Raw genomic sequence first — 13,570 nt, forward strand, 5'->3', positions numbered from 1 at the left:
GCGTCTGACCGCCCGGTCGCCCCGCGGGGCCCGGGCCGAGGAGCAGCACATGGCTGACGACGACCTGCAGGTCGCCCCCACCGAGACCACGGGGGCCACCACCGGCCCCGCCTCGGAGGACACGCCGCCGGCGAAGAAGACCGCCGCGCGCAAGACCGCCGCCAAGAAGACGGCCGCCGCGAAGACCGCGACGACCAAGAAGGCAGCGGCCAAGAAGGCCCCCGCCAAGCGGACCACCAAGAAGGCCGCCGCCGTGGCCGACGCCGAGCTCCCGATCGCGGACGCCGCCCCGGTCGAGGCGCCCGTCGAGGTGCCGGCCGAGAGTCCGGTCGCCGTCGCGGGCGAGGAGCCCGCCCCGGCGAAGAAGGCTGCCGCGAAGCGGACCACGAAGAAGGCCGCCGCCAAGAAGGCCCCGGCCAAGCGGGCGAGCGCGAAGAAGGCCGCCGCGGCTCCCGAGGTCGACCCGACGGTCGAGGCCGCGGCTTCCCCCGCCGAGGACGCCGGAGCGGGCGAGGCCACGGTCGAGGCGACCCGCCCGGCCGCCGTACCGCTGTTCCAGGCCCCCGAGCCGGTCAAGGCGCCTGCGCGCCGCAGCCGCAAGCGCGCCGTCCCGGCTCCCGAGCCGGAGCCGGTCGAGGAGCCGCTGGCCGAGGACGACGAGCTGACCGAGGCCGCCCCGGGCGAGCCGACCGTCGAGCCGCCGGCCGCCGAGGAGGCTGCTGAGGCGGCCGACGAGCAGGCCGACGACCAGGACGGCGAGGACGCCGACGAGCAGGACGGCGAGGACGACACCGACCAGGACGACACCGACCAGGACGGCGAGGGCGGCGGCAACGGCCGTCGTCGTCGCCGCCGGGGCGGTCGCCGCCGCCGCAAGTCCGGTGGCGGGGACTCCGCCGAGTCCGACCAGGGCTCCGGCGACCAGGGCTCGGGCAACCAGGGCTCGGGCAACCAGCGCTCCGGCGCCAAGGACAGCACCGCCGCGGGCGAGGGCCAGGCCGGCGAGAAGCCCGGCGAGGCCTCCGAGGAGGCGTCGGACCAGGAGCAGGACAAGGACCGCAGCGAGGGGGAGTCCGGCGAGGGCTCGTCCTCCCGGCGCCGCCGCCGGCGCCGCCGCTCCGGTGAGGGCGGGGACAGCGGCGACAGCGGGGAGGACTCGGAGAAGACCGTCACCCGCGTCCGGCAGAGCCGCACCGGCGAGGACCAGATCACCGCCGTCTCCGGCTCGACCCGCCTGGAGGCCAAGAAGCAGCGCCGCCGCGAGGGCCGCGAGGCCGGCCGCCGGCGCGCGCCGATCGTGAGCGAGGCCGAGTTCCTGGCCCGTCGCGAGGCGGTCGACCGGGTCATGGTGGTCCGCCAGCGCGACGAGCTGACCCAGATCGGCGTCCTCGAGGACAAGGTGCTCGTGGAGCACTACGTCGCCCGCGAGTCGCAGACCTCGCTGATCGGCAACGTCTACCTCGGTCGCGTCCAGAACGTGCTGCCCTCCATGGAGGCGGCGTTCATCGACATCGGCAAGGGCCGCAATGCCGTGCTGTACGCCGGTGAGGTCAACTGGTCCGCGCTGGGTCACCGCGAGGGCCAGCCCCGCAAGATCGAGTCGGTCCTCTCCTCGGGCCAGTCGGTGCTCGTGCAGGTCACCAAGGACCCGATCGGCAACAAGGGCGCCCGGCTCACCAGCCAGGTCAGCCTCGCCGGCCGCTTCCTGGTCTACGTGCCCGACGGCACCACCAGCGGCATCTCCCGCAAGCTCCCCGACACCGAGCGCAGCCGCCTCAAGGCGCTGCTCAAGGACATCGTCCCCGACTCCGCCGGCGTGATCGTGCGCACCGCGGCCGAGGGGGCCAGCGAGGACGAGCTGACCCGCGACGTCGAGCGGCTCAAGGCCCGCTGGGAGGACATCGAGAAGAAGGCCAAGGGCAGCGCCCCGCAGCTGCTGTACGGCGAGCCGGACCTCACCCTCAAGGTGGTCCGCGACCTGTTCACCGAGGACTTCTCCAAGCTCGTCATCGAGGGCTCGGACGCCTGGGACACCGTCCAGGGCTACGTCCAGCACGTCGCGCCCGACCTCGCCGAGCGCCTCGAGCGCTACGAGCCGTCCGAGCACGACGGCAAGGACGTCTTCGCGTCGTACCGGATCGAGGAGCAGATCGCCAAGGCGCTGGACCGCAAGGTCTGGCTGCCCTCGGGCGGGTCGCTGGTCATCGACCGCACCGAGGCGATGACGGTCATCGACGTCAACACCGGCAAGTTCACCGGCTCCGGGGGCAACCTGGAGGAGACGGTCACCAAGAACAACCTGGAGGCGGCCGAGGAGGTCGTGCGCCAGCTCCGGCTGCGCGACATCGGCGGCATCATCGTCGTCGACTTCATCGACATGGTCCTGGAGTCCAACCGCGACCTCGTGCTCCGCCGGCTGGTGGAGTGCCTGGGCCGCGACCGGACCCGGCACCAGGTCGCCGAGGTCACCTCGCTCGGGCTGATCCAGATGACCCGCAAGCGGATCGGCACCGGCCTGGTCGAGTCCTTCAGCGAGAACTGCGAGCACTGCCAGGGCCGCGGCGTGGTCATCCACGATGCCCCGGTCGAGCCGCGCAGGAGCGAGGACGAGGGCCGCGGCCGCGGTGGCAGTGGCAGTGGCGGCGGTGGCCGTCGCCGGGGCGGCAAGGGTCGCGACGACGACCAGCCGCCGCAGTCCCAGCAGCAGTCCGGTCGCGACGGCGGATCCTCGGACAAGCCGGGCGCCCCCAAGGTGCCCAGCCCGGCCGAGCTGGCCGCGATGGCCCGCCCCGACGAGAAGGCCGAGGCTGCGGACGACACCGCTGCCGAGGCGCCCGTCGAGGCTCCCGCTGCCGTGGAGTCGGAGGTCCAGCCCGAGGCCGCCGCGGAGCCGGCGCCGCCGCGGGTCACCACCCGCAGCCGTCGCCGTGGTGGCAGCCGCTCGGCCGACCCGGCGCCCGTCGCCGAGCCGGTCGTCGAGCCGGCCGCGCCCGTGGAGCCCGCCGCTGAGCCCGCCGCTGAGGCCCCCGCCGAGGCACCCGCTGCCGCGGAGTCGGAGGTCCAGCCCGAGCCCGTCGCCGAGCCGGCGCCGCCGCGGGTCACCACCCGCACCCGCGGCCGCCGCGGGAGCCGCGCGGCTGACCCGGCGCCCGTCGCCGAGCCGGTCGTCGAGGCGGTCGTCGAGGCGACCGCGCCCGTCGAGCAGGCCGTCGAGCCGGTCGCGGAGCCGGTGGCCGAGCCGGTGGCCGAGCCTGCGGTGGAGGCGCCGGTCGAGCCGGCCGCGCCGCCGCGGGTGGTCACCCGCACCCGGCGCCGGGCGGCGAGCCGTCCGGCCGGTCAGCCGGACACGGTGAGCGAGCCGGTCTCGATCAGCGAGCCCGCGACCCCCGAGGCCCCGGCGACCGCCGAGGCCGTGGAGCCGGTCACCACCTCGCAGGCTCCCGAGGCCGCCCAGGCGGCTGAGCCCGCCGAGGCGCCCGCGACGACCCCCGTGGTCACGCCTCCGGCGCCCAAGGTGGTCACCCGCACGCGGGGCCGCAGCGCGACCCGTCCGGCGGGTCCGCCCGCCGGAGTGACGGCGAGCAGCACCAACAGCACGGACGGCACCACGGCCGGCAGTGACGGCCAGGACGGCCCGGCGGACAGCGAGGGCGAGGACGAGTCCTCGGTCGAGCACGTGCCGGTGAAGAAGAAGGGCCCCCGCAAGCGCTGACCGGCGCGAGCAGGGGTGACGGGGCGGCGTACCGGCGTTTTGCGGTCGCCGCCCCGCGTCCGTAGTATTGAGCCTCGGTGCGCGCTGGACGGCGCGCCCTCTCTCCGTGCGGCGCGCGTGCGTGCGTGCCCGGGGACCCCGACGTAAATGCAGAGACCGACGAAGGAGACCGCGGTGTACGCGATCGTGCGCGCAGGCGCCAAGCAGCAGAAGGTTGCCGTGGGCGACGTCATCGAGATCGACAAGGTCGCGACGGCCGCCGGTGACTCGCTCACCCTCCCCGTCGTGCTCGTGGTCGACGGCGACGACGTCACCTCCGACGCCGCCAAGCTCGGCGGCGCGTCCGTGACCGCCGAGGTCGTCGGCGCCACCAAGGGCCCGAAGATCATCATCCAGAAGTACAAGAACAAGACCGGCTACAAGAAGCGCCAGGGTCACCGCCAGAAGTACACCCAGGTCAAGGTCACCGACATCTCCCTCTGAGCCCCGGCTCTCAGGTCAGCAACCCACACCCAAGGACACGACATGGCACACAAGAAGGGCGCGGCGTCGACCAAGAACGGTCGCGACTCCAACGCGCAGCGTCTGGGCGTCAAGCGCTTCGGCGGCCAGACCGTCAACGCCGGCGAGATCATCGTCCGCCAGCGCGGCACCCACTTCCACCCGGGCAGCGGCGTCGGCCGTGGCGGCGACGACACGCTGTTCGCGCTGGTTCCCGGCGCCGTCGAGTTCGGCACCCGCCGGGGTCGTCGCGTCGTGAACATCGTCCCGGGCGAGTGACCTGAGGCGACACATCGTCGGTCGGCCCCGAGCCGACAACCGTTGGGCGCCCCGGAAGCCGGGGCGCCCTTCGTCATTTCCACCCGGCGCGAGCCACCAGGAGTAGGTACCAGCATGGCCGTCCCCACGTTCGTCGATCGCGTGACCCTGCATGTCGCAGCCGGTCGTGGCGGGAACGGCGTCGCATCCGTCCACCGCGAGAAGTTCAAGCCGCTGGGCGGCCCCGACGGCGGGAACGGTGGCCCCGGCGGGTCGGTGATCCTCCGGGTCGACCCGCAGATCACCACGCTCGTCGACTACCACCACAGCCCCAAGCGGCGCGCCGAGCACGGCGGCCACGGGGCGGGCGCCCACCGCAACGGCGGCCACGGCGCCGACCTGGTGCTGCCGGTCCCCGACGGCACGGTCGTCAGCCTCAAGGACGGCACCGTCCTGGCCGACCTCGTCGGCGCCGGCACCGAGATGGTGATCGCCCAGGGCGGTCGCGGCGGCCTCGGCAACGCCGCTCTGGCCAGCAGCAAGCGCAAGGCCCCCGGCTTCGCGCTGCTCGGCGAGCCCGGCGACGAGCTCGACATCGTCCTGGAGCTCAAGGTCGTCGCCGACATCGGCCTGGTCGGCTTCCCGAGCGCCGGCAAGTCGAGCCTGATCGCCGCGGTCTCCCGCGCGCGGCCGAAGATCGCCGACTACCCCTTCACCACGCTCGTGCCGAACCTCGGCGTGGTCACCGCCGGCGAGGTCACCTTCACCGTCGCCGACGTGCCGGGGCTCATCGAGGGCGCCAGCGAGGGCCGCGGCCTCGGCCACGACTTCCTGCGCCACATCGAGCGCTGCGCCGCGATCGTCCACGTCATCGACACCGCGACGATCGAGCCCGGCCGCAACCCGGTCGACGACCTCGACGTGATCGAGAACGAGCTCTCCCGGTACGGCGGCCTCGAGGACCGGCCGCGGCTGGTCGCGCTGAACAAGACCGACGTCCCCGACGGCTCCGACCTCGCCGACATCACGATCGAGGACCTGCGCGCCCGCGGGCTCACCGTCATCCCGGTCTCGGCCGCCTCCGGCGCCGGGCTGCGCGAGCTGACCTTCGCGATGGCCAAGATCGTCGAGGCCGCGCGCGCCGCGAAGCCGGTCGTGGAGTCCCAGCGGATCGTGCTTCGGCCGCCCGCGGCCGACGGCGGCGACGACTTCACGATCAAGGCGACCAGCGAGGGCTGGCGGGTGCGTGGCACCAAGCCCGAGCGCTGGGTCCGTCAGACCGACTTCAGCAACGACGAGGCCGTCGGCTTCCTCGCCGACCGGCTCAACCGGCTCGGCGTCGAGGACCGGCTGGTCAAGCTGGGCGCGGAGGAGGGCGACACCGTCCTCATCGGCCACCCCGACAACTCGGTCGTCTTCGACTTCAAGCCCGGGATGGAGGCCGGCGCGGAGATGCTCGGCCGCCGCGGCGAGGACCAGCGCTTCGAGGAGTCCCGCCCGGCCGCCCAGCGCCGCCGTGCGATCGATGAGCTGATGGACGACCGGGGCGAGAACGAGACCCGGGCCGACGTGGCCCGCCGCCTCGACCGGCCGGGCGGTCCGATGTCGTACGAGATCGGGACCTCGGAGGACCCCGACTGGCTCGAGGACGACCCGGGTGAGTGAACGCGCGGAGGTCACCGGTGCCCGGCGCGTCGTCGTCAAGGTCGGTTCCTCCTCGCTGACCACCGCCGCCGGCGGCATCGACCCGGACCGGATGAGCCGGCTCGTCGACGTCCTCGCCGCGGCGCGGGCGCGGGGCGCCGAGGTCGTCCTGGTCTCCTCCGGGGCGATCGCCGCGGGGCTCTCGCCGCTGGGGCTGCGCGCCCGCCCGCGCGGGCTGGCCGCGCAGCAGGCGGCGGCCTCGGTGGGTCAGGGCCTGCTGGTGCACCGCTACACCGAGGAGCTCGCGCGCCACGGCGTCGTCGCCGGGCAGGTGCTGCTGACCGTCGACGACGTGACCCGGCGCTCGCACTACCGCAACGCCCACCAGACCCTCGCCAAGCTGCTCGAGCTCGGCGTGCTCCCGATCGTCAACGAGAACGACACGGTCGCGACCACCGAGATCCGCTTCGGTGACAACGACCGGCTCGCCGCGCTCGTCGCGCACCTGGTCCACGCCGACCTGCTGGTGCTGCTCTCCGACGTCGACGGGCTGTACGACGCCGCGCCGTCGACCCCCGGCAGCCGGCTGCTCACCGACGTCGTCTCCGACGCCGACCTGGCCGCGGTCGACATCGGCGGCACCGGCTCCGCGGGCGTCGGCACCGGCGGCATGCAGACCAAGGTCCAGGCCGCCCGCATCGCCACCGGCGCCGGCATCCCGGTGGTGCTGACCTCCGCCGACCGCGCCGCCGAGGCGCTGGCGGGGGAGCGGGTCGGCACGCTCTTCCACGCCACCGGCCGCCGCCGGCCGACCCGGCTGCTGTGGCTGGCCCACGCCACCGAGCCGCTCGGCTCGCTGGTGCTCGACGCCGGTGCGGTCCGCGCGGTCGTCGAGCGGCGGGCCTCGCTGCTCGCCGCCGGGATCACCGCCGTGACCGGCTCCTTCCACGCCGGCGACCCCGTCGACGTCGTCGGCCCCGACGGCACCGTCGTGGCCCGTGGTCTGGTCAACTTCGACGCCGACGAGCTGCCCGATCTGCTCGGCCGGTCCTCGCGCGACCTCGCCAAGGAGCTGGGCGCGGCCTACGAGCGGGAGGTCGTCCACCGCGACGACCTCGTGCTCGTCTGAGGCGCCCGCCCGGGATGCTGCGCCGCGCGCTCTCGGCCACCGGCTGGTGGCTGCGGGACCACCTCGGCCTGGTGCTGCTGGTCCTGCTCCTGCTGCCCGCCGCCGCGCTCACCGCCCTCCGGCTGAGCGACCCCGCCTGGGGCCCGGCTGTCCGGCTGACCTCGTTCGTCCCCCTCGCGCTGCCCCTGTACGCCGCCGCGCTGGTCGTCGCCGGGGTCCGCCACGCCCGGTGGCGGGCCCGGGTGCGGCTCGTGCCGGTGGTGCTCGCGACGGCCGGCCTGGCCGCGCACGCGTGGTGGGTCGCACCCTTCTGGCTCGGTCCGAACCCGCCCGCCGCCCGCGGGGCCGACGCGCTGGTGGTCGTCACCGCGAACCTCTACCAGGGCGAGGGCGACGCCCTCGGGCTGGTGGCGCTGGCCAGCGCGGAGGAGGCCGACCTGCTGGTGGTCAACGAGATCACCGGGCCGGCGCTGCGGCGGATGCGTGCGGCCGGGATCGACGACGTGCTGCCCTACGCGATCGGGCGGCCCGAGCAGGACCCCGTCGTCGGCACGATGGTCTTCAGCCGGGTGCCGCTGTCCGAGCCGCGCCGCCTCGACACCCCGCTGGCGTCGTACAAGGTCGACGTGGGTGGGCCCGGCGGACTCACCCTGCTCGCGGTCCACCCCTCGGCGCCGCTGGACGCCGAGGCCTGGCGCCGCGACCACGACACGGTGCGGCGGGCGGCCGTGCGCGGCGGGGCCGACCTCGTCGTCGGCGACCTCAACGCCACCCTCGACCACGCTCCGCTGCGGCGGCTGGTCGACGCGGGCTACCGCGACGCCGTCGAGCTGGGCAACGCCGGCTTCCAGCCGACCTGGCCCGAGAACGGGCTGTTCGGGCCGCTGTCGTTCCTGCCCGCCCTGGTGCCGATCGACCACGTCATGGTCGGCGAGGACCTCGCCGTCCGCTCGGTGCGCACCGTCGCCCTCGGTGGCACCGACCACCGCGCGGTCGTCGCCGAGCTCGCCCGCCAGTGACCTGACCCGCCGAGGTGGCACCCCTGCAGCGTCGAGGTGGCGCTCGTGCAGCGTCGAGGTGGCGCTCGTGCAGCCTCGAGGTGGCGCTCGTGCAGCCTCGAGGTGGCACTCGTGCAGGGAGCGGCGTGCGGGAGTGCCACCTCAACCGTGCAGGAGTGCCACCTCGACCGTGCGGGAGTGCCACGTCGGCGGGGGTGGAGGGGTGCGCCGTAGGCTGGGGGATGCCATGACCAGCAGGACCGTCTACCTCGACCATGCCGCGACCACCCCGATGGTCCCCGCGGCCGTCGAGGCGATGACCGCCCGGATGGGGCAGGTCGGGAACCCGAGCTCGCTGCACGCCTCCGGCCGCCACGCCCGGCGGGTCGTCGAGGAGTCGCGGGAGACGATCGCGCAGGCGATCGGCTGCCGCCCCGGCGAGGTGGTGTTCACCTCCGGTGGCACCGAGGCCGACAACCTCGCGGTCAAGGGCGTCTTCTGGGCCCGCCGCGACGCCGACCCGCGCCGTACCCGCGTGCTGACCACGGCCATCGAGCACCACGCCGTCCTCGACGCCGTCGAGTGGCTCGGGGAGCACGAGGGCGCCGAGGTAGAGCTGCTGCCGGTCGACTCCCACGGCGTTCTCGACCTCGACGCGCTGCGCGCCAGCGTCGAGCGCGACCCGGCCAGCGTCGCGCTGGTCTCGGTCATGTGGGCCAACAACGAGGTCGGCACGCTCCAGCCGGTCGAGGAGGTCGTCGCGGCGGTCGCCCCGCACGGCATCCCGGTCCACACCGACGCCGTCCAGGCGGTCGGCCAGGTCCCGGTCGACTTCGCCCGCACCGGCGTCGACGCGCTCACGCTGACCGGGCACAAGGTCGGCGGTCCCTACGGCGTCGGCACCCTCGTCGTACGTCGCGAGCTCGGCGTGACCCCGATCGTCCACGGCGGCGGGCAGGAGCGCGACATCCGCAGCGGCACGCTCGACGTGCCGGCGATCGCGGGCTTCGCCGCCGCGGTGGAGCTGGCGGTGAAGAACCAGGCCGAGCACGCCGCCCGGGTCGCAGCACTCCGCGACGACCTGGTGCGCCGGGTCGTCGAGCAGGTGCCCGACGCCCACCTCCACGGCGGCTCGATCGAGGGCGAGGGCACGCACCGCCTCCCCGGCAACGCCCACCTCGGCTTCCCCGGTTGCGAGGGCGACTCGCTGCTGATGCTGCTCGACGCCCGCGGCATCGAGTGCTCGACCGGCTCGGCGTGCAGCGCGGGCGTGCCGCAGCCCAGCCACGTCCTGCTCGCGATGGGCTGCGACGAGGAGTCCGCGCGGCACTCGCTGCGCTTCACCCTCGGCCACACCAGCACCGTCGCCGACGTCGACGCCGTCGTGGAGGCCATCGCGCCCGTCGTCGAGCGGGCGCGGGCCGCGCGGGCATGAAGGTCCTCGCCGCCATGTCCGGCGGCGTCGACTCCGCCGTCGCCGCCGCCCGCGCCGCCGAGGCCGGCCACGAGGTCACCGGCGTGCACCTGGCCCTCTCGCGCAACCCCGCGTCGTACCGCTCCGGCGCCCGCGGCTGCTGCACCATCGAGGACAGCAACGACGCCCGCCGCGCGGCCGACGTCATCGGCATCCCGTTCTACGTCTGGGACATGAGCGAGCGCTTCCACGCCGACGTGGTCGAGGACTTCATGGACGAGTACGCCGCCGGGCGCACGCCCAACCCGTGCCTGCGGTGCAACGAGAAGATCAAGTTCGCCGCGGTGCTCGACCGGGCCCTGGCCCTCGGGTTCGACGCGGTGGCGACCGGTCACTACGCGCGGCTGCGCGAGGGGCCCGACGGTCTCGTCGAGATGCACCGCGCCGCCGACGCCGGCAAGGACCAGTCCTACGTGCTCGGCGTGCTGGACCAGGACCAGCTGCGCCACTCGCTCTTCCCGCTCGGCGACACCCCGAAGGCGCAGGTCCGCGAGGAGGCCGCCGCCCGCGGGCTGCTGGTCGCGGACAAGCCCGACAGCCATGACATCTGCTTCGTCGCCGACGGCGACAACGCCGGCTGGCTGCGCGAGAAGCTCGGCGACCGCGCGCCCAACCACGGCGGCGACATCGTCGACGACGCCACCGGCGAGGTGCTCGGTCGGCACGCGGGCACCTACGGCTACACCATCGGCCAGCGCAAGGGCCTGCGGATCGGCACGCCCGCGCCCGACGGCCGGCCGCGGTTCGTCCTCGACATCGAGCCGGTCTCCGCCACCGTCCGCGTCGGCCCGCGCGAGCGGCTCGCGGTGACCCGCCTGCGCGGCATCCGCCCCCGCTGGTGCGGCACCGTCCCGACCGCGCTCGAGGGCTCCGGCGTGACCGTCCAGCTCCGCGCGCACGGCGAGGAGCACCGCGCGCGGGTGATCGTGAGCCTCGACGGGCCCGACACCGAGGTCGAGGTCGAGCTGCTCGACCCGGCGTACGGCATCGCGCCCGGCCAGGCGGTCGTCGTCTACGACGGCACGCGGGTGGTCGGCTCGGCCACCATCGCCGCGACCGAGAGGGTGCCGGCATGAACGGGAGCGGCATGAAGGGGCGCAGCATGAGCGGGAGCAGCATGAACGAGAGCAGCATGAGCGGGATCCGGGCCACCGGCGTCGGCTCCCACCCGGGCGAGGACCAGCGCGACCACGCCGAGGCGGTCCGGGTGGTGCTCGGCGAGCTCGGCCAGGAGCCCGGCCTGCCCTACCTGCCCGAGGTCCCCGGTCGCGGCGCGACCGCCACGATGATCGGGCGCGGCCTGGCCGTCCTCGACGCGCTCGACGCCGACCTCCACCCGGCCGGCTGGCGGCTCACCGGCTCCTCCGGCTCGCCCGGCGTCGACCACCGCCGCGCGCGCAGCCTGCTCGGCCAGGACCTCGACACCCTCGAGGAGCTGGCCCAGGACGCGCTGCCGGCCGAGGGCGCGGCGTTCAAGATCCAGGTCGCCGGGCCCTGGACGCTCGCCGCGACCGTCGAGCGGCCGCGCGGCGACAAGCTGCTCGCCGACCACGGCGCCCGCCGCGAGCTGGCGCAGGCGCTGGCCGAGGGCGTGCGCGCCCACGTCGCCGACGTACGCCGCCGGCTGCCGTCCCTCGAACGGCTCGTCGTGCAGGTCGACGAGCCGGCCCTGGCCGCGGTGGTGACCGGCTCCGTGCGGACCGCCTCGGGCTTCTCCCGGCACCGCACCGTCGACCTGCCCGAGGCCTCCCAGGCGCTGGAGTGGGTCCTCGACGCGGTGACCGAGGCCGGCGCCGAGCCGTGGGTGCACGCCTGCGCCCCGGGCACCCCGTGGGGCCTGGTCCGCGGCGCCGGCGCGCGCGGGCTCTCGGTCGACCTCGCGATGATCGCGGCCGCCGACCACGAGGTGCTGGCCGAGGCCCTGGAGGCGGGGGAGTCGGTGGCGCTGGGCGTCGTGCCGGGCACCGGCTCCGCGGGCGCGACCGGCGACGCCCAGGTCACCGAGCGGGTGCTGCGGTGGCTGGACATGCTCGGTCTCGACCCGGCCGAGGTGCCGGGCCTCGTGGTCGCGCCGGCCTGCGGCCTGGCGGGTGCGGACGCGGCGTACGCACGCGCGGCGCTCGCCCTGGTCCGGACGAGCGCCGCGAACGTGCGTGCGGGCTGACTCAGCCCCGCCCCAGCCCCGAGTCAGGCGCCTCAGCCGACGTGCCCCCCGCCCTCGGGGCCGTCGGTGGCCAGCTCGGTGTGCTTGACGTTGAGCAGCGTCCAGATCAGCAGCGAGCCGATGAGGATCATCCCCGCGCCGGTGAGGAACGCCGCCGTCGCGCCGTCGGTGAAGGAGCCGACGAACGTGAGGTAGCCGATCTGTTCCGGGGTCGCCTGGCCGCCGGTCGCCTGGGCCAGCTGCGGGGCCAGGTCGTCGCCGGTGCGGGTGGCGAAGTGCAGCGAGACGGTGCTGAGGATCGCCAGGCCCAGCGCGCCGCCGACCTGCTGCATCGTGTTCAGCACGCCTGAGCCGATGCCGGAGTCCTCGGCGCGGACGTGGTGGACCGCGGTGAGCGTCATCGGCACGAAGGTCAGGCCCATGCCGAAGGCCATCAGCACGATGAAGGGGAACAGCGAGGTCCAGTAGTTGATGTCCGCGCCGACGTGCCCGTCCGCGGCCGTGAGCAGCGCGCCCACGGAGTCGTCGACGGAGAGCCGGGAGAAGCCGAACAGCGCGCCCGCGGCGAGCAGGGTGCCGGTGCCGGCGATGTAGCGGGCGTCGATCCGGTTGACCAGGTTCGAGGACAGGCCGGCCCCGGCGACGATGCCCAGGGAGAAGGGCAGGAACGCGAAGCCGGTCCGCAGCGGGCTGTAGCCCACCACCTGCTGGATGAACAGGCTCAGGAAGTAGAACATCGCGAACATCGCCGCGGGGATGAGCATCATCACCGCGAAGCTGGTGGCCCGGGTGCGGTTCTGGAAGATGCGCACCGGCAGCAGCGGGTGGCTGACCCGCGACTCGATGACCGCGAAGACGGCCAGCAGCGCCACGCCGGCCGCGAGGGACGCGATCGTCGAGGGGGCGCCCCAGCCGTGCGCCTCCTCGCCGGCCCGGGTGAACCCGAAGACCAGCGCGAGCAGGCCGAGCGTGCCGGCCAGGGCGCCCGGCACGTCGAGCTGGCCGGGGTGGGACTCGGACTCGGGCAGGAAGCGCGGGGCGAGCAGCGCGGCCGCGATGCCGATCGGGACGTTGATGAGGAAGGTCAGCCGCCAGCCGTTGAGGTCGGTCCCGAACAGGGTGTCCACGCCGAAGACGCTGTCGAGGCCGGTCAGCCAGCCGCCGAGGATCAGGCCGACCGCCGCGCCGGCGCCCGACATGGCGGCGTACACCGCGAAGGCGCGGTTGCGCTTCGGCCCGGCCGGGAACGTCGTGGTGATCAGCGCCAGCGCGGCGGGGGAGGCGAGCGCCGCGCCGAGGCCCTGGAGGCCGCGGGCGCCGAGCAGCAGCGGCTCGTTGGTCGCGAAGCCCCCGAGCAGGGAGGCGATCGCGAAGACGACCAGGCCGGTCATGAAGATCCGGCGGCGGCCGTAGAGGTCACCGAGCCGGCCGCCGAGCAGCAGGAGGCCGCCGAAGGCGAGGGAGTAGCCGGTGACGATCCAGGTCAGGTTGGCCTCGTTGATGTCGAGGTCGGTGCCGATGTAGGGCAGGGCGATGTTGGCGATGCTCGCGTCGAGCACGACCATCAGCTGGGCGATCGAGATGAGCACGAGCGCCCAGCCGAGGTGACGGCCTGCCCCCGAGGACGGCTCGGCCACCGTCGTACCGCTGGTGGGGTCGGACATGGGTGGTCCTTCTTCCTTCTCTGTCG

The 13,570-nt window shown here is 74.7% G+C and carries 9 protein-coding genes and 1 pseudogene; 9 read left to right on the forward strand and 1 reads right to left on the reverse strand.

Annotated elements, in window-relative coordinates:
• Window positions 1-310: 310 nt before the first annotated feature.
• The 9 genes and pseudogenes from HPC71_RS21240 to HPC71_RS06570 all read left to right on the forward strand — a co-directional run.
• A pseudogene (locus tag HPC71_RS21240) lies at window positions 311-2,659 on the forward strand (Rne/Rng family ribonuclease); the annotation flags it as partial.
• Between the two features lie 1,227 nt (window positions 2,660-3,886).
• Window positions 3,887-4,195 carry a 50S ribosomal protein L21 gene (gene rplU, locus HPC71_RS06535; RefSeq protein WP_171897214.1) on the forward strand — a complete coding sequence of 103 codons (309 nt, stop codon included), beginning with the start codon at window positions 3,887-3,889 and terminating at the stop codon, window positions 4,193-4,195.
• 42 nt (window positions 4,196-4,237) lie between these two features.
• Window positions 4,238-4,492 carry a 50S ribosomal protein L27 gene (rpmA, locus tag HPC71_RS06540; RefSeq protein ID WP_154616852.1) on the forward strand — a complete coding sequence of 85 codons (255 nt, stop codon included), beginning with the start codon at window positions 4,238-4,240 and terminating at the stop codon, window positions 4,490-4,492.
• Between the two features lie 114 nt (window positions 4,493-4,606).
• On the forward strand, window positions 4,607-6,136 hold the full coding sequence (gene obgE, locus HPC71_RS06545) for a GTPase ObgE (RefSeq protein ID WP_154616853.1): 1,530 nt from the start codon (window positions 4,607-4,609) through the stop codon (window positions 6,134-6,136).
• Entirely contained in the window at window positions 6,129-7,244 is a 1,116-nt protein-coding gene (gene proB, locus HPC71_RS06550) for a glutamate 5-kinase (RefSeq protein WP_171896345.1), read from the forward strand. The genes obgE and proB overlap by 8 nt, the downstream gene beginning before the upstream one ends.
• A 14-nt stretch (window positions 7,245-7,258) precedes the next feature.
• Window positions 7,259-8,263, forward strand: coding sequence for an endonuclease/exonuclease/phosphatase family protein (locus HPC71_RS06555; RefSeq protein WP_154616854.1), 1,005 nt, complete (start codon window positions 7,259-7,261; stop codon window positions 8,261-8,263).
• Window positions 8,264-8,489: 226 nt separating this feature from the next.
• On the forward strand, window positions 8,490-9,677 hold the full coding sequence (locus HPC71_RS06560; protein WP_154616855.1) for a cysteine desulfurase family protein: 1,188 nt from the start codon (window positions 8,490-8,492) through the stop codon (window positions 9,675-9,677).
• On the forward strand, window positions 9,674-10,792 hold the full coding sequence (mnmA, locus tag HPC71_RS06565) for a tRNA 2-thiouridine(34) synthase MnmA (RefSeq protein WP_154616856.1): 1,119 nt from the start codon (window positions 9,674-9,676) through the stop codon (window positions 10,790-10,792). Before HPC71_RS06560 ends, mnmA begins: the two co-directional genes overlap by 4 nt.
• Before the next feature lie 26 nt (window positions 10,793-10,818).
• A complete protein-coding gene (locus HPC71_RS06570; RefSeq protein ID WP_230084599.1) occupies window positions 10,819-11,880 on the forward strand; it encodes a uroporphyrinogen decarboxylase/cobalamine-independent methonine synthase family protein in 1,062 nt (353 codons plus the stop codon).
• Between the two features lie 32 nt (window positions 11,881-11,912).
• Here HPC71_RS06570 and HPC71_RS06575 read toward each other — a convergent pair whose 3' ends face one another.
• Window positions 11,913-13,544, reverse strand: coding sequence for an MFS transporter (locus tag HPC71_RS06575; protein ID WP_154616857.1), 1,632 nt, complete (start codon window positions 13,542-13,544; stop codon window positions 11,913-11,915).
• Window positions 13,545-13,570: the final 26 nt, after the last annotated feature.

This window comes from Nocardioides marmotae (assembly GCF_013177455.1).
Lineage (GTDB): Bacteria > Actinomycetota > Actinomycetes > Propionibacteriales > Nocardioidaceae > Nocardioides > Nocardioides marmotae.